Origin of the sequence: Janthinobacterium sp. J1-1 (genome assembly GCF_030944405.1) — a bacterium.
In the GTDB taxonomy this organism is placed as follows: domain Bacteria; phylum Pseudomonadota; class Gammaproteobacteria; order Burkholderiales; family Burkholderiaceae_D; genus Janthinobacterium.
In genome coordinates this window covers 5312069-5328623 of record NZ_CP132339.1, presented here as the reverse complement: position 1 = coordinate 5328623, position 16555 = coordinate 5312069, and the positions used below count along the sequence as shown (strand labels likewise).

The following is a 16555-nucleotide window of genomic DNA, read 5'->3' as shown; positions in this document are numbered from 1 at the left end:
CAGTCAGACAGACCCTAGCAGCACGATGCAGCCGATGGCGCGCATCAGCGACTGCAGGCGCAGGGCGCGCGCGCCGGCGGCCAAGGGCAGGGGGGCGCGCAGCATGCGCACGGTCAGGCCCAGCGCGCCCATGTTCAGCAACAGCAGGAACAGGCGGTACCAGCCCGGCTCGGCCACCGCCGCCAGGCCCAGCCGGTCAAGACCGTACAGGGCGATCGCCACATACGGCCACGTGCCGAGCGTGCGCGTGGCATCCATGGGCAGCAAGCGCAGCACGGGAATCAGCGCGAGCAGCAAGGCGAATTCCTCGACCAGCATCGGCGCATCGGGTTCCAGCACCAGCACCGCCAGCATCGACAGCAGCAGCCAGGCCGACACTGGGCGGCGCAGGGCGCGCGCGGCGCCGCTGGGGGGAGCGCCGGCACCGTCGCGCGCATGGCGGCTGCGCATGACCAGCCAGATGATTAAAGGCAGCAATAGCAGTTGCACCACGCGCACCGCCTGCTGGTTGCCGGTACCCACCGCGTGATACTCGATGGCAAACTGCTGTTCGATTTCCAGGCCCCGGTGCATGGCCGCCAGGCCCGCTTGCGGCGTGACGCCGGTGCCGATGCCATGCCACAGCGGCGGCACGTCGACGCGCAGCAGGCGCTGGTCGATATCGTCGATGGCGGCGGCGACGTCATTGCGTCCGGACTGGATCTGCGCCTTCAGTTCGTTGCCGCGCTGCGTCAGGTCGAACTGGCGCGACAATACCAGCGCCAGGGCCGTCTCGGTGGCGTCGATCTGCGCCAGCATGGCGTCGACCCGCCCGGACAGTACCGGCGGCAAGCCGTCGAGCAGGCCGGCGGCGCGCGTGGCCGACCAGGCGGCGCGGCGCTGCGCCAGCTGCATGGCGCTGTCGGCATAGGGCGCAAAGGCGCGCCGTGCCTGGATGTCCCATTGCCCGAAGCGGCGCGCATCGAATTGCCAGTGGCGCGCCAGGCTTTCGAGCCGCATGATGGGCAGATCGCGCAAGGCCACGCCCGGCGTGGCGCGCAATTTGGCGTTGACCGGGATGGCGATATCGTCGAGCAGGGCGCGCAGGCGCACATCCGGCGCCGGTGCGGCCAGGAGGGCCTTGGCTGATTCGAGCCGCTGCTGTTCCTCCTCGGCACGCGGCAGGATGTCCTGCACGGCGATCGGCGTGGCGGCGGTGACGGTCGTGCTTTGGGCCAGCGCATGGAAGCTGGCCAGCAGCGACAGCGCCAGCAGCACGACATTGAGCAGCGCGCGCATGCGCTGTTCAGGAACCGGTGGCGCCGACTTCCAGCACGTAACTGGCTGTTTGATCCTTGCGGGCCGCATTGCGCATCAGGTACACGAGCACCTTGTAGTGGCCTGGAGCGGTGACGGCAACCTGGTAGCGGTTGCCGTCGCGCGAGCCGACAAACAGCGCCTCGTCCGCGCCATCCTGGCTGACATTGAAACAGGTGGACGTATTGGCGCTATCGAGCTTGATGGCGAGCTTGCTGCCGGCCGGCGCCGTGACGCTGTATTTGACCGTGGCATAACCCTTGATCTTGCCGCTCAGCTTTTCGACAGGCGCGCCTTGCGCCAGTTCGACCTTTTCCTGCCTGACCGGATCAAGCGCCCAGGCACTGGTTTGCAGCACCAGGGCGCAGGTCAGTACGGTCAGGATCTTCTTCATCAGCTTCTCCTGGCAGCCACATCAGGGCGCAGTGGGTTGAATTCCTGTTAATAATATTCTAAACGAAGCTATTGGAAAACGGCCGCAACTTCCATATAGTTGCATAAACTAATAACGTTGCGCATTTCCCACTGGAGCCGCATGGCCTACACCAAAACCATCACCACCGGGCGCTTGATCCTGCGCCCGCCGCACCCGTCCGATGCCGACGCCCTGTTCGCCATGCATTCCGATCCGGAAGTGATGCGCTACTTCAGCGAGCCACCCTGGCAGGCCCCGGGCCGCGCCGTGCAGCAGATTGCCGACGACGCCGAGGCGTTCGAGAAAGAAGAGTTCTTTCGTTTTGCCATCGCATTGAAGGCAACCGGCGAATACATGGGTAGCTGCACCCTGCATGCCGTGCACCGGCAAAACCGCCGCGCCGAATTGGGTTACGCGCTGGGCCGCCCCTACTGGGGCCAGGGCTATATGCACGAAGCGTTGACGGCGCTGCTGGAATACGCGTTCGTCGAGCGCGACCTGAACCGGCTGGAAGCCGATATCGATCCCTTGAACATCGGCTCGGCCAACGCCTTGCTGCGCCTGGGTTTCAAGCAGGAAGGCTACCTTCCCGAGCGCTGGATCGTCGGCGGCCAGGTCAGCGATTCGGCGCTGTACGGTTTGCTGCGGCGCGAGTGGGAAGCGCGGCGTCTTGCGGCAGATTGATCAATATGCGGATATGGCAGACATTACCCGTTCCGGCGATCATTGGACTGATATTGGTCGCGATTGTTGGCGTGAACCTGCTGTTCATGTACGTGGCGCCGTTTATCCCAACGAAGGAACAACTTTGTTCAAGAAAATGTGCGGAAACACAGCAGTCGGGTCAGTTGAAATATATCGACCCATGGCAGCTCACCGCTGGCATGCGCGGCAGGGGGCCGAGCGAGTGCAAGTGCCGGTAGTAGCGAACCCCGCATGAGCCGCTCGCCGCTTTCCATCCTGCTGATCGAAGACCATGCCGGCATTGCGCGCCAGGTCGCCACGTTCTGCGACGGCCTGCACTGGCAATGTGACCATGCCGCCACCGGTGCGCTGGGCGTGCGGCTGGCCACCAGCAATATCTATGACGTGGTGCTGCTGGACCTGAACCTGCCCGATATCGACGGCTTGCAGGTATGCCGCGCCATCAAGGCGGGCGCGCCCAGCAATGTGCCGGTCCTGATGCTGACGGCGCGCGATGCCTATGAAGACAAGGCGCGCGGTTTCAATGACGGCGCCGACGATTACCTGACCAAGCCGTTCGACTTGCGCGAGCTGGCCCTGCGCTGCGAGGCGCTGGCGCGGCGCAGCCAGTTGCACGTGCACCAGGAAATGCGCGTCGGCCCGCTGCTGCTTTTGGCGCGCGAAGGCCGCGCCCTGTATGGCAAGGCGCCACTGGCGCTGACGCACAGCGGTTTCAGGATCTTGCTGCTGCTGTGCCGTGAGCATCCGCACGCCGTCTCGCGCTCGGCCCTGATCGCCCACCTGTGGGGCAGCGAGCCGCCGGACAGCGACGCCTTGAAGTCGCATGTCTATGCGCTGCGCAAGCAGTTGGAACTCGCGGGCGCCGCCGGCCTGCTGGTGACGATACCGCAGCTGGGCTATCGGCTGGCCATAGCCGCCGGCAGCCGGGCAGGGCCGTGATGGTCACGACCATACGGCGTGGCCTGTTTGCGGCACTGGCCGGTTTTGCCGTGCTGCTGTGCCTGTGCTATACGGGCCTGGCGGTGGTGATTTCCTATGTTACCGAAGACATGCTGGTGCAGCGCCTGCTGGAACGCGAGGCGGCCGCCATCACCACGCGCGTGCGCCAGCAGGGCGTGGCGGCGGCCTCCGGCAGCGACCTGATCACGGTCTATCGCGACTATGGCGCCCTGCCGGCACCCGTGCGGCAGCAATTTTTGTCATCGGCGCCGCGCGCCGAAGTATTTACAAGTACGGGCCAGCATTACCACGTGATGGCGCTGGCGCTGGAGAATGCAGGCAAGCCCATGCGCTGGTATCTGCTGGCCGATGTGGCGCCGCTGCTGGTGGTGTCGCGCCTGGTACAGGAAGTGGGCGGCGTGCTGATCGGCGTCGCGCTGGCGCTGGTCGGCCTGGCGCTGCTGCTGGCCTGGCTGCTGGCACGGCGTCTGGTGCTGCCCTTGCAAACACTGGCGCAGGAAGCGCGCGCCTTGACGCCCGAACATCCACCGCGGTTCAGCGCACGCGAGAGGCCGGACGAAATCGGCTTCCTGGCGCGCCGGCTGGAAACCACGTTTATCGAACTGCAAACGGCCTTGCAGCGCGAACAGGCGTTTGCCCGCGACGTCAGCCACGAATTGCGCACGCCGCTGACCTTGATGCGCAACACGCTGGCGCTGGCATCGTCGCGACCGCTGCTCCTGGAAGAGCAAGCCCAGCTGCAACAGGGCACCGATGAGCTGAGCAATACCGTCGAGCTGCTGTTCGCGCTGGCACGCGCCGAGCAGATTGCCGTTGACACGGTGGAGCTGCGCGGCTGCATCGAGCAATGCCTGCTGCGCCTGCTTGAAGAGCATCGCTGGGACGCCAGCCTGCTGGCGCTGGACCTGCCGCAGCGCCTGCCGGTGCGGGGCCATCGCCAGCTGGTCAATCTGCTGCTGAACAATTGCCTGACCAATGCCCTGTTCCACGGCGGCCCCGCCTGCCAGTTGACGATGTCCGTCGAGCAAGGCTGCCTGTCCATCCACAATACCGTGCCGGTGGGGCAAGCCGTGCGCGTGCGGGGTTTTTCGCATGGCCAGCTGCTGCTGGCGCGCCTGGCGCAGGTGATGCAATGGGAAATCCGTTTTTATCCGGGCACAGCGGATTACCGCGTCGATATCGTTCCCATCATGGCGGCTTAAAGCCGGCCGATTTCACCGCGCTTTCACCTCGCCCTCCGTATGCTGGCCGCACCTTACTTGCGGAGAACCCCATGAACATCATTGTCAGCCTGCTGTTGTTGCTCGCCACCTGCTTCCCCGTCCTGGCCCAGGCCCAGGTGCAAACCCTGCAGCACCAGGACACCAAGCGGCGCTATATCGTCTACACGCCACCCGCTTACCAAAGCCAGCCGCATCAAGCCTTCCCAGTCGTGTTCAATTTCCATGGCGGCGGCATGACCATGGCCGAGCAGATGCTGTACACGCAGATGAACCGGGCCGCCGACCGCCACGGTTTTATCGTTGTCTACCCGCAAGGCATCAAGCAGGACTGGAACGTGGGCTTCGGCATGGATTACCTGGCCGGCACCGACGACGCCGGCTTCACGCAAGCCATGCTGGCCAAGCTGAAACAGGATTACCGCATTGACAGCCGGCGCGTGTACGCCACCGGCCTGTCGCGCGGCGGCTTCTTTGCCCTGCGCCTGGCCGCCGAGCTGCCGCAGCAGTTCGCCGCCGTGGCCTCGGTCGGCGCGCCGATGCCGGAACCGGTACTCGCGCATCACGGCAAACCGGAGAAGGTCGGCATGCTGCTGATCCACGGCACGGCCGACCAGGTGGTGCTGTATGAGGGCAAGGCCGGCGGCTATCTGTCGGCTGACGCCACCTTGCGCTACTGGGCCAAGGTCAACGGCATCGCAGCCGACACCGCGCCGCGGCGTTTGCTGCCGGCCGTGGTGGGCGACGACTTGAAAGTGAGCATGCTGGAGCAGGGCAATGGCCAGCAAAGCGTGGCCCTGCTCACCATCGATGGCGGCGGCCACACCTGGCCCGGCGCCGATGCTTTTAATATTGGACTGCCGATCGGCAAGACCTCACGCGGCATCGATGCCAATGAGGTGATATGGGCGTTTTTCGGCAGGCATCGCAGGAATTAAATCAGCCCTTCCTCCCGTAACGCCTGCCGCACCGCCGGCCGTGCCTGCATGCGCTGGTACCAGTCGCGTAAATGATCGAGCTGGTCGAAATGGATATCGGCCTTGTAATATGAGGTCAGCCACGGTGCCTGGCCCCATCCCGTCAGCGCGAACAGGTAGGCGTCGGCCACGCTGAAGTGCTCGCCCATCAGATAGGGCTGGCCGGCCAGTTGCTGGTCGATCCAGGCATAGCGCTGTTCCAGCTTGGGCCTGGCCATTTCCACGTAGTTGCCGGCCTGGGCGGCGTACAGCAGCGGAATAAATCCCTTGTGTACTTCGGTGGACAGGAAGTTCAGCCATTCCTGCAGGCGGTAGCGCTCGAAGCTGCCGTTGGGCGGCGCCAGCCGGGCTTCGGGGCGCAGGTCGGCCAGGTATTGCATGATGGCCGGCCCTTCACGCAGCATGCATCCGTCGTCCAGCTCAAGCGCGGGCACATAGCCGTGCGCATTCACATCGTAAAAACTGGCGCCGTGTTCCGTCACATGCCGCTTGTAATCGACCTTGACGAGGGTGGCATCCAGGCCCAGTTCCTTCAGGACGATATGCGTGCCCAGCGAGCAGCTGGCGGGGATATGGTACAGCTTCATGATGGCTCCGGTAATCGCGAACTCCAGGTGAGCCCGCCTGGACAGCCATTATAGGCATCAAGGATAAAAAGGGAAGAAGGCACTATAATGTTATGTAGGTACATTTTTTATACTTGATGCGGGTGACTGGCCATGAAGCAAAGCGTGACGGGATGTTCGATCGAAGAAGCGATGCGGCTGCTCGGTGGGCGCTGGCGCCTGCTGCTGGTGTCCTACCTGCTCGACGGCCCCAAGCGTTTTAATGCACTGCGGCGCGACGTGCCGCATATTTCGCAGCGCATGCTGACCCTCGATTTGCGCGCGCTGGAAGAGGCGGGGCTGGTCGCGCGCACGGTGTATCCGGAAGTGCCGGTGAAAGTGGAATATGCGTTGACAGCAGATGGCCAGCGCCTGCTGCCGGTGGTGGCCGTGATGAAGGAATTCGGTTTGTGGCTCAAGGCCAGGAAGGATAATAATGACGATTAGCGCACCACATGTTTTTTGCCGCTCGCTGCGCCAGCTGTCGGCCATGCTGGACAAGCTGGCATCTCAGCCGCAGATATTGACTGCTCGCCTGCATCCGGAGATGCTGCCGTTTGCCTCGCAAGTGAATGCGGCCATCAGCTTTTCGCTGCGCGGCTGCTGTCCGCTGGCCGGATTGGAAGTGGTCAGCTTCAGCGATGCGAGCACCCTGCAGGAGCAGATCGCGCAGACCATCGCGTATCTCGCAGCGATACCGGCGCAGCGCTTTGACGGGCGGCCGGATCGCCTCTGCCTGGACCGCGCCGGCTTTGCCGATATCGCGCTGCCGGCCGACGAGTTTTTGCACCTGTATATCCTGCCGAATTTCTACTTTCACTTCAGCATGGCGTATGCGATCGCGCGCAGCTGCGGCGCGCCGATCGGCAAGGGCGATTTCGATGGCTATCACCTGTATGCGCCAGGGTTTTCGTTTGAAAAACCCGGCCTGGCGCAGCCTGTCTAGCCCACCACGTTCACCGGCTTGCCCCGCTCGAACGCTTCCACATTATCGATCAGCATGTCGGCCAGCAGCTGCATCGCCTCGCCGCTGGCCCATGCCGTGTGCGGCGTCAAGATGAAATTGGGCAGTCGCAGTTGCAGCAGCGGGTTGTCAGGTTCCGGCGGTTCTTTCGAGAGCACGTCGAAACCGGCGCCGGCGATCACGCCCTGTGTCAAGGCGTCGGCCAGCGCCGCTTCGTCGACCAGGCCGCCGCGTGCCGTGTTGATCAATAGCGCCGTGGGCTTCATGCTGGCCAGCTCCCTGGCACCGATGATGTTGCGCGTCTTGTCGGTCAGGGGCAGGTGCAGGCTCAAGATGTCGGAAGTGGCCAGCAGTTCTTCCAGCGATACTTCGGTCACGCCTTCCTCGTTGATGGGCGAGCGGTTATGCACGGCCACCTGCATGCCGAAGGCGCGCGCCAGGTGGGCCACGGATTTGCCCAGCGCGCCGTAACCGAGCAAGCCCAGACGGCTGCCGGCCAGGTCGCGGATCGGATGGCCGAACAGGCAGAAACGGTCCGATGCCTGCCACAGGCCCGCCTCGATGTCGGCGCGGTAGGCGACCAGCTGGCGGCGCAGGGCCAGCATCAGCGCCAGGGTATGTTCGGGCACGGTGGCGCGCGCATAGTCGCGGATATTGGCCACTAAAATGCCGCGCGCGCGACAGGCGGGCAGGTCGATGATGTCGGTGCCGGTGGCGGCCACGGCGATCATTTTCAGGTCCGGCAATTGGGCCAGTTCGGCCTCCCGCAGCGGCACTTTATTCGTGATGGCGATGCTGGCGCCAAGCAAGCGTTCGACAGTCTGTGCGCTGCCCTTGGTGTGCGCGTGCTCAGCCCACTCGTGGGCAAAGGCGGGTGGGCGGACCTGGGCGATCAGGCTGTCGCGGTCGAGAAAAACGATGCGATGTGGTGATGAGTATGGCGGGTGCTGTGGTGCTGTCATGGCTGGGCCTCGGTCTGGCCGGCGCGCGCATTCCTGGTCTTCATCTGCGTGGCCGGGTGGTTGGTAAACATGTCGGCGACCCATTCGACAAACACGCGCACCTTGGCGGACAGGTGGCGGTTGGGCGGATAGATCACGTGGATCGGCAGCGGGTCGGATTCCCACTCCTTGAGCAACTCGACCATTTTGCCTTGTTCCATCAATGGCGCAAGCATGAAATGCGTCATTTGCACGATGCCCAGGCCCGCCACGCCGGCCGCCGTGTAGGCGTTCGAGTCGTTCAGGGCGATATGGCTGGGCATGGCGATCTGGATGCGTTCGCCGTTGCGCGTGAAGTCCCACTCGAAGGTGCGGCCCGTCTTGGCCGAGAAAAAATTCACGCCACGGTGGCGCGGCAGGTCGTTCGGATGTTGCGGCGTGCCGTGGTGGGCCAGGTAGCCGGGCGAGGCGCAGGTGACGAAATGCAGCACGCCGACCCGGCGCGCGATCAGGTTCAAGTCTCCCAGTTCACCGCCGCGCACGGCGCAGTCCACGCCTTCCTCGATCAGGTCGACGGGGCGGTCGCTGCAGCCCAGTTCGAGCACGATGTCGGGATAGCGCGCGAAAAAGTCGGGCAGGGCGGGGATCAGGAGTTCGCTGGCCAGTGCGGTGGGCGCATCGACCCGCAGGCGGCCGCTGGGGTTCAGCCGCGTGCGCGACAGCGATTCCTCGGCTTCGCGCACGTCCGACAGGATGCGCACGCAGTGTTCATAATAGGCGGCGCCGTCCGAGGTGATGCTGACGTGGCGCGTGGTGCGGTTCAGCAATTTGACCGACAGGCTGCTTTCCAGCGCCGCGATCAGGGTCGACACGGTCGCTTTCGGCAACTGCATGTTTTCGGCCGCGCGCGTAAAGCCGCCCGCATCGACCACCTGGATGAACACTTCCATGGCTTGTAGCTTGTTCACTTGATTTCCTGACACTTTACTTCACATTGTTCAGAATCTTGAACAATCAATTCATCATTGCCTACTTTATCAGATTGTAGAACAAGTTTATAGTTGTTGTACTGCAGCATAAATACGAGGTTGCAGAAACAGCGGTTGATAGTTACAGGAGAAAAATCATGGGTCATCGGAATGGAAACTTTGCAGTGTTCGCGCTCGTAGTGAGCTCGCTTGCTCTGGCTTCGATGGTATTTACGGACGCTTACTCGCAGGCGGCGCAAGCCGAAGCCAGCGGCTACAGCGCCCTGACCCATGAAGTCGGCGGCACCTTGCTGTGCGTCAATGACGCCGGTCTCGACATGGCCGTGGCGCCGGTGGTGGCGCAATGAACGCGCCCGCCAGCGCAGCCGGCCTGGCGCCTGCCGAGTCGCTGAAGATACGCGATATCGAAGTGCAGGGCGAAGTCGGGCCGCTGGCGGCACGCATCTATACGGCCGGCGTGCCGGGCGCGAAAAAATCCAGCCTGATCGTGTTCTTTCACGGCGGCGGCTTCAATGATGGCGACCTGGAAGACGCCGACGATTTCCTGCGCTGCCTGGTGCTGGGCAATGCCGACCAGGTGGTGCTGGCGTCGAACTACACCCTGGCCAGCGTGCGGCCTTTTCCCGCCGCCGTCGAAGACGCACATGCCGTGCTGGTGTGGGCCAAGAAGAACAAGGCCAAGCTGGGCTGGAGCGGCAAGCAGATGCTGGTGTCGGGCATCGAAGCGGGCGCCAACCTGGCCGCCGTGTGCGCCATGATGTCGCGCGACCGGGGCGGCCCGGCGCTGGCCGGCCAGGTGCTGATCATGCCGATGCTGGACCCCGGCCTGTCGACCTGCTCGATGCGCTCTCTGCCGAGCTGCCCGGAACTGGTGGAAGTGGCCGATGCCTGCGCCGCCGCCTACCGGGGCTACCTGCCGAACGCCGCCGACCGCAGCCATCCGTATGCGTCGCCGCTGCAGTCGAGCAGGCTGAAAAACCTGCCGCCGGCGCTGATCGTGTCCAGCGAAGACGACCCATTGCGCGACGAGGCTGAACAATACGGCAGCAAGCTGATCGCCTGCGGCATCAAGACGACCGTGCGGCGCATGCCCGCGGTGCCGCTGCAAGACGCCACCGCCCGTAACGAATGTGCTTGCAAGGTGCAAGTGCTCGGTGAAATTGCCAGTTTTGTCGCTGGCCTCAGCCAGGAGCCCAGCTCATGACACCACCATCCCGCACGCTGAAATAAATTACACTTAGCAGTTTACTTTTTGAGTTCTGGTTGTTACACTGTGTAGTGTAGTTCCCTGAACACCCCATTCGTCTGCGCTGTGCGTTCGTACAGCCGGCTTTGTCGACCCCGCCCGCTTTTTTGACGCAGGCGGTCCCTTTATCTTTGACCGAGCGCCGTCGGGCGCCATTGCATCTTTATTCACTTTAATCGGCTGGGTGGCTTCCTGTCGCCTATACCATTAGAAATTTTCATAAAACAGGGAAATAAAATGAAAAACGTTCAACAAATTTCTATCCTGCTCAAGCCCCTGGCGGCCTCGCTGGCCGTTGCCGGCCTGGTGGCGTTCAGCCTGGCTGGCTGCGATTCAGCCAACAGCAAGGTGCCCGACGCGCCGGCGGCCGGTGGCCCACCGATCTCGGCCGCCGCCGTGATCGAAAAACAGATTACCGAAACCCAGGAATTCTCGGGCCGCCTGGAAGCCATCGAACGCGTGGAAATCCGCTCGCGCGTCGGCGGCTTCATCACCTCGGTGAACTTCAAGCCGGGCAGCGAAGTGAAAAAGGGCGACGTGCTGTTCGTGATCGATCCGCGTCCGTTCCAGGCTGAAGTGTCGCGTGCCGAAGGCGCCGCCGCCTCGGCCCGCGCCAAGGCCGAACTGGCCAAGCTGGAACTGTCGCGCGCCGAAAAACTGCTGGCCGAAAAAGCCATCCCGCAGCGCGAACTCGATGAAAAAGCGTCGGGCCTGAAAGAGCTGGACGCCAATGTGCGCGCCGCGCAAGCGTCGTATGAAGCGGCCAGGCTGAACCTGTCGTACACCCAGGTGCAGGCGCCGATCAGCGGCCGCGTATCGAAGGCCGAGATCACCGTCGGCAACCTGATCGACGCCACCGCCATCCTGACGTCCGTGGTCTCGACCGACCGCATCTACGCCAGCTTCGACGGCGACGAAGACACCTATCTGCGCGTGGCCGGCACGGCGCAAAAGGGCGCGCCCGTGCTCGTCAAGGTGGGCCTGGCCAACGAGAGCGGTTTCCCGCATGAAGGCAAGCTGGAATTCGTCGACAACCAGCTCGATCCGGCCACCGGCAGCGTGCGCATGCGCGCCACCTTCGCCAACGCCGACCGCATGCTGGTGCCTGGTTTGTTCGCCCGCATCCAGCTCGATACCGGCAGCGGCGCGCAGGCGCAAGGCACGGCGCTGTTGATCAGCGACCGCGCCGTCGGCACCGACCAGAGCCGCAAGTATGTCTACGTGGTGGGCGCCGACAACAAGGCCGAATACCGCGCCGTCAAGCTGGGCCCGAACGCCGATGGTTTGCGCGTGGTGCGCGAAGGCCTGAAGGCGGGCGAGAAGATCGTCGTCAACGGCCTGCAGCGCGTGCGCCCGGGCGCCCCGGTGACGCCACAGATGGTGGCAATGGACTTCGATCCGACGGCGCCAGTGGCTCCCGCAAAACCAGCAACAAAAGACGCCAAGATTGCCGCCAAGGCGGAATCGAAAACGGCAGCGACCACCAAGGAATAAACCATGAACTTTTCACGCTTTTTCATCGACAAGCCGATCTTTGCGGCGGTGCTGTCGATTGTCATTTTCGTGGCCGGGATGCTGTCGATCTTCGGCCTGCCGATCTCGGAATATCCCGACGTCGTGCCGCCATCGGTGGTGGTGCGCGCGCAGTATCCGGGCGCCAATCCGAAAGTGATCGCCGAAACCGTTGCCGCCCCGCTGGAGGAGCAGATCAACGGTGTCGAGAACATGCTCTACATGTCCTCGCAAAATACGTCGGACGGCGCGATGATGCTGACGATTACCTTCAAGATCGGCACCAACGTCGAGCAGGCCGAGACGCAGGTGCAGAACCGCGTGCAGCGCGCCTTGCCGCGCCTGCCGGAAGAGGTGCGCCAGATCGGCGTGACGACCGTCAAGTCCTCGCCCAACCTGACCATGGTGGTGCACCTGGTCTCGCCCAACAAGCGCTATGACGACATGTACCTGCGTAACTACGCGGTGCTGAACGTCAAGGATCAATTGGCCCGCCTGCCCGGCATGGGCGACATCCAGATCTTCGGCGCCGGCGACTATGCCATGCGTATCTGGCTCGACCCGCAGAAAGTGGCGGCGCGCGGCATGACAGCCAATGACGTGGTCGAGGCCATCCGCGAGCAGAACGTGCAGGTCGCCGCCGGTGTGATCGGCGCTTCGCCGGCGAAAAATTCGCCGTTCCAGCTGACCGTCAATACCCAGGGCCGTTTGCAGTCGCCCGAGGAATTCGGCGCCATCATCGTGCGTACCAATGCCGATGGCGCGGTGACGCAACTGAAGGACGTGGCGCGCGTGGAAATGGGCGCCAACAGCTATTCGCTGCGGTCCTTGCTGAACAATAATCCGGCCGTCGGCATGGGTATTTTCGAAGCACCGAACGCCAACGCGCTGCAACTGTCTTCCGACGTGCGCGCCAAGATGGACGAACTGAAAAAAGACTTCCCGCAAGGCGTCGAATATCGCATCGAGTATGACCCGACCCAGTTCGTGCGCTCCTCGATCGAAGCCGTGATCCACACGCTGTTGGAGGCCATCGCCCTGGTGGTGCTGGTGGTGATCATCTTCCTGCAAACCTGGCGTGCTTCCATCATTCCGCTGCTGGCTGTTCCCGTCTCCATCGTCGGTACCTTTGCCGTGATGCTGGGCTTTGGTTTTTCGATCAATACGCTGTCGCTGTTCGGCCTCGTGCTGGCCATCGGTATCGTCGTCGATGACGCCATCGTGGTGGTGGAAAACGTGGAGCGCAATATCGAGGAAGGGCTCTCGCCGCGCGACGCCACCATCCAGGCCATGAAAGAGGTCAGCGGTCCTATCGTCGCCATCGCCCTGGTGCTGTGCGCCGTGTTCGTGCCGATCGCCTTCGTGCCCGGCCTGTCGGGCGAGTTCTACCGCCAGTTCGCGCTGACCATCGCCATTTCGACCGTGATCTCGGCATTCAGCTCGCTGACCCTGGCGCCGGCCCTGTCGGCAGCCCTGTTGAAACCGCACGATGCGCCGAAAGACGCGCTGACACGCGGCATGGACAAGGTCTTCGGCCGTTTCTTCGCCTGGTTCAACCGCTTCTTCGGCCGCGCTTCGCACCGCTATGAAGCGGGCGTCAAAGGTGTGTTGGGCCGCAAGAGCGCCTCGCTGGGCGTGTACGCCTTGCTGGTGGTCGCCGCCGTGTTCGTGTTCAAGGCCGTGCCTGCCGGTTTCGTGCCTGGCCAGGACAAGCAATACCTGGTCGGCTTTGCGCAACTGCCTGACGCCGCCTCGCTGGACCGCACCGAAGACGTGGTACGCCGCATGTCCGACGTCATCAAGTCGGTGCCTGGCGTGGAATCGACGATCGCCTTCCCGGGCCTGTCGATCAACGACTTCACCAATGCGCCGAACGCCGGCATCGTGTTCGCCACCCTGAAACCGTTCGACGAACGCACCACCAAGGAATTGTCCGGTGGCGCCATCGCGGCCGAGATCAACAAGCGCCTGGGCGGTATCCAGGACGCCTTCATCATGGTGTTCCCGCCACCGCCGGTCAACGGCCTGGGCACCATCGGCGGCTTCAAGATGATGATCGAAGACCGCGGCAATCTCGGTTACGACGCGCTGTACAACGCCACCCAGGCGCTGGCCGGCAAGGCTTACCAGACGCCGGAACTGGCGGGCGTGTTCTCGGGCTACCAGATCAACGTGCCGCAGTTGTTCGCCGATGTCGACCGCGTCAAGGCCAAGCAATTGGGCGTGCCGCTGGCCACCATCTACCAGACCTTGCAGATCAACCTCGGTTCGCTGTACGTGAACGACTTCAACCAGTTTGGCCGTACCTACCAGGTGCGCGTGCAGGCCGATGCCGAGTTCCGTTCGCATGCGCAGGATATCGCGCAGCTGAAGGTGCGTAGCGACAAGGGCGAAATGATCCCGCTGTCCTCCTTGATGCGCGTGAAAGACAGCTATGGTCCGGACCGCGTGCAGCGCTACAACGCCTACGCCGCAGCCGATTTCAATGGCGGCCCGGCACCGGGTGTGTCGAGCGGCCAGGCGCAAGCCGCGCTGGAACGCATCGCCAAGGAAGTGCTGCCGCAAGGGATTTCGTATGAATGGACCGAGCTGACCTACCAGGACATCCTGTCCGGTAACACGATGATCTATGTGTTCCCGCTGTGCGTGCTGCTGGTGTTCCTGGTGCTGGCCGCCCAGTACGAAAGCTGGACCCTGCCGCTGGCCGTGATCCTGATCGTGCCGATGTCGATTTTGTGCGCCTTGCTGGGCGTGAAACTGACCGGTGGCGACAACAATGTGTTCACCCAGATCGCGCTGTTCGTGCTGGTGGGGCTGGCGTCGAAGAATGCGATTCTGATCGTCGAGTTTGCCCGCGAACTGGAAGACCATGGCCGCACCGTCGTGCAGGCCGCGCTGGAAGCTTGCCGCCTGCGTCTGCGTCCGATCCTGATGACGTCGATCGCGTTCATCATGGGCGTGGTGCCCTTGGTGTTCTCGCACGGCGCCGGTTCGGAAATGCGCCATGCCATGGGTGTGGCGGTATTTGCCGGCATGCTGGGCGTGACCTTCTTCGGCCTGTTCCTGACGCCTGTCTTTTATGTATTGCTGCGTACCCTGGCGCAGCGTTTCGAGAAAAAACCAGCCGCCGCCAAGCGCCCCGCCGCGCCGGTGCTGGACCTGGAAGGAGATGTATCGTGAAAAACAACCTGAAACCGCTGTTGAAACCAGTGCTCAGCATGATGGCCGCCGCCGTGCTATTGGCAGCCTGCGCCGCGCCCGATTTCCAGCAGCCGCAGATCGCCACCCCGGCCGCTTTCAAGGAAGCGCAAGTGCCGGCGGTGCAGACGGCGCAGGACGGCACCCGCTGGTCCCAGGCGCAAGTGAACTACGCCGAGCGCCAGGCGCGCGGCGAATGGTGGCTGGCGTTTAACGACCCCACGCTGACCGGCCTGATAGGCGAGGCCACGCAGGCCAACGCCAACCTGGCCGTGGCGGCCGCCCGCGTCAAGCAGGCGAGGGCGATTGCCGGCATCGCCGAAGCGGACCGCATCCCGCAAGTGGGCGTGAACGTCGGCGGCCAGCGTAACCGCGCTTCCGCCGTGTCGCTGGGCCTGCCGAACGGCGCGCCGGTGGCGGCCACCAATGTCTACCAGGCCAACCTGACGGCCAGCTACGAAGTCGACCTGTTCGGCCGCGTGGCGGCCAATGTCAGCGCCTCGCGCAGCGATGCGCTGGCGGTGGAAGCGACCTACCGCTCGGTGCTGCTGTCCTTGCAGGCCGACGTGGCGCAGACCTACTTCCAGCTGCGCGCGACGGATGCCGAACTGGCGACCCTGGCCGAGACGGTGCGCCTGCGCGAAGAAAGCGTGCATGTGAACCAGCGCCGCTATGACCTGGGCGATATCGGCGAATTCGATCTGTCGCGGGCCCGCACCGAGCTGTCGACGGCGCGCGCCGAAGCGATCGGCCTCCAGCGCCAGCGCGCCACCGGCGAGCATGCGCTGGCGGTCTTGCTGGGCAAACCGGCGGCCAGCTTCACGGCCGTCGTCAACCCGCTGCAGGACAGCGCCTTTTTGCCGGTGATCCCTGCCGGCATGCCGTCGACCCTGCTGGAACGCCGGCCCGATATCGCCTCGGCCCAGCGCACCATGGAAGCGTCGAATGCGCGCATCGGCGTGGCGAAATCGGCGATGTTCCCGGCCCTGATGCTGAACGCCTCGGGCGGCGGCGCGGCCGACACCTTCTCGGACGTGTTCAAGTGGAGCAGCCGCTCCTGGCTGCTGGGCGCGCTGATGTCGATGCCGATCATCGACGGTGGCCGCAACAAGGCGGCGGTGACGCGCAGCGAAGCGCAGCTGGAAGAATCGGTCGGCACCTACCGCCAGAGCGTGCTGGTGGCGTTTGCCGAAGTCGAAGACAACCTGGCCGGCCTGCGCATCTTGTCCGGCCAGACGCAGCAGATCGACGAAGCGGTGGTCTCGGCGCGCCGCTCGGCCGACCTGGCGCAGAAGCTGTATGACGCCGGTCGTTCCAGCTACCTGGACCTGCTCGACGCGCAGCGCAACCTGTCGGCCGTCGAACGCAGCGCCGTGCAATTGCGCGGCAACCGCGCCGTCACCACCGTGGCGCTGATCCGCTCCCTGGGCGGCGGCTGGGGCGAGCCGGAGCCGCAAGTCGCGGCCAACTGATCCCGGCACTGCGGGTCGGCTCACGCCGGCCCGCAACAAGGGAGGGTTTCATGAA

Annotated in this window: 16 protein-coding genes; 11 read left to right on the top strand and 5 right to left on the bottom strand. The window is 64.0% G+C overall.

All coding sequences use genetic code 11. The annotated features are described in order from the left end of the window. Positions 1–3 precede the first annotated feature (3 nt). Positions 4–1278 carry a hypothetical protein gene (locus Q8L25_RS24385; RefSeq protein WP_308921866.1) on the bottom strand — a complete coding sequence of 425 codons (1275 nt, stop codon included), beginning with the start codon at positions 1276–1278 and terminating at the stop codon, positions 4–6. 7 nt (positions 1279–1285) lie between these two features. Then, positions 1286–1690: a hypothetical protein gene (locus Q8L25_RS24380; RefSeq protein ID WP_308921865.1), complete on the bottom strand. Its 405-nt coding sequence runs from the start codon at positions 1688–1690 to the stop codon at positions 1286–1288. Positions 1691–1831: 141 nt separating this feature from the next. Here Q8L25_RS24380 and Q8L25_RS24375 point away from each other — a divergent pair, with 141 nt between their 5' ends. From Q8L25_RS24375 to Q8L25_RS24360, 4 genes are all read left to right on the top strand, one after another. After that, on the top strand, positions 1832–2395 hold the full coding sequence (locus Q8L25_RS24375; protein WP_308921864.1) for a GNAT family N-acetyltransferase: 564 nt from the start codon (positions 1832–1834) through the stop codon (positions 2393–2395). 252 nt (positions 2396–2647) lie between these two features. Further along, a complete protein-coding gene (locus Q8L25_RS24370; protein ID WP_308921863.1) occupies positions 2648–3355 on the top strand; it encodes a response regulator transcription factor in 708 nt (235 codons plus the stop codon). Continuing rightward, positions 3355–4578, top strand: a complete 1224-nt coding sequence (locus Q8L25_RS24365; RefSeq protein WP_308925791.1) for a histidine kinase dimerization/phospho-acceptor domain-containing protein — start codon at positions 3355–3357, stop codon at positions 4576–4578. The genes Q8L25_RS24370 and Q8L25_RS24365 overlap by 1 nt, the downstream gene beginning before the upstream one ends. 71 nt (positions 4579–4649) lie before the next feature. Further along, positions 4650–5534 (top strand): alpha/beta hydrolase-fold protein, encoded by an 885-nt coding sequence (locus Q8L25_RS24360; protein WP_308921862.1) that lies wholly within the window; start codon positions 4650–4652, stop codon positions 5532–5534. Here the strand turns inward: Q8L25_RS24360 and gstA are convergent. Beyond that, positions 5531–6160, bottom strand: a complete 630-nt coding sequence (gene gstA / locus Q8L25_RS24355; protein ID WP_308921861.1) for a glutathione transferase GstA — start codon at positions 6158–6160, stop codon at positions 5531–5533. The two genes, Q8L25_RS24360 and gstA, sit on opposite strands and share 4 nt — an antisense overlap. A gap of 132 nt (positions 6161–6292) precedes the next feature. Between gstA and Q8L25_RS24350 the strand changes: the two genes are divergently transcribed. Both Q8L25_RS24350 and Q8L25_RS24345 read left to right on the top strand, forming a co-directional pair. After that, on the top strand, positions 6293–6625 hold the full coding sequence (locus Q8L25_RS24350) for a helix-turn-helix domain-containing protein (protein WP_308921860.1): 333 nt from the start codon (positions 6293–6295) through the stop codon (positions 6623–6625). Then, positions 6615–7124 carry a DUF1993 domain-containing protein gene (locus tag Q8L25_RS24345; RefSeq protein WP_308921859.1) on the top strand — a complete coding sequence of 170 codons (510 nt, stop codon included), beginning with the start codon at positions 6615–6617 and terminating at the stop codon, positions 7122–7124. Before Q8L25_RS24350 ends, Q8L25_RS24345 begins: the two co-directional genes overlap by 11 nt. On the opposite strand, the gene Q8L25_RS24340 is transcribed toward Q8L25_RS24345, so the two are convergent. Both Q8L25_RS24340 and Q8L25_RS24335 read right to left on the bottom strand, forming a co-directional pair. Next, on the bottom strand, positions 7121–8104 hold the full coding sequence (locus tag Q8L25_RS24340; RefSeq protein WP_308921858.1) for a D-2-hydroxyacid dehydrogenase: 984 nt from the start codon (positions 8102–8104) through the stop codon (positions 7121–7123). The genes Q8L25_RS24345 and Q8L25_RS24340 overlap by 4 nt on opposite strands. Beyond that, the gene (locus tag Q8L25_RS24335) at positions 8101–9051 is read right to left on the bottom strand and encodes a LysR substrate-binding domain-containing protein (RefSeq protein WP_308921857.1); all 951 of its coding nucleotides are present in this window, start codon (positions 9049–9051) and stop codon (positions 8101–8103) included. The genes Q8L25_RS24340 and Q8L25_RS24335 overlap by 4 nt, the downstream gene beginning before the upstream one ends. 200 nt (positions 9052–9251) lie before the next feature. Here Q8L25_RS24335 and Q8L25_RS24330 point away from each other — a divergent pair, with 200 nt between their 5' ends. The 5 genes from Q8L25_RS24330 (at position 9252) to Q8L25_RS24310 (ending at position 16500) form a co-directional block, all read left to right on the top strand. Beyond that, entirely contained in the window at positions 9252–9419 is a 168-nt protein-coding gene (locus Q8L25_RS24330; protein WP_308921856.1) for a hypothetical protein, read from the top strand. Further along, a complete protein-coding gene (locus Q8L25_RS24325; RefSeq protein ID WP_308921855.1) occupies positions 9416–10276 on the top strand; it encodes an alpha/beta hydrolase in 861 nt (286 codons plus the stop codon). Before Q8L25_RS24330 ends, Q8L25_RS24325 begins: the two co-directional genes overlap by 4 nt. A 279-nt stretch (positions 10277–10555) precedes the next feature. Next, positions 10556–11812, top strand: coding sequence for an efflux RND transporter periplasmic adaptor subunit (locus Q8L25_RS24320; RefSeq protein ID WP_308921854.1), 1257 nt, complete (start codon positions 10556–10558; stop codon positions 11810–11812). A gap of 3 nt (positions 11813–11815) precedes the next feature. After that, positions 11816–15010 carry an efflux RND transporter permease subunit gene (locus tag Q8L25_RS24315; protein ID WP_308921853.1) on the top strand — a complete coding sequence of 1065 codons (3195 nt, stop codon included), beginning with the start codon at positions 11816–11818 and terminating at the stop codon, positions 15008–15010. A gap of 38 nt (positions 15011–15048) precedes the next feature. Continuing rightward, a complete protein-coding gene (locus tag Q8L25_RS24310) occupies positions 15049–16500 on the top strand; it encodes an efflux transporter outer membrane subunit (protein ID WP_308925790.1) in 1452 nt (483 codons plus the stop codon). The last annotated feature ends 55 nt before the right edge of the window (positions 16501–16555 follow it).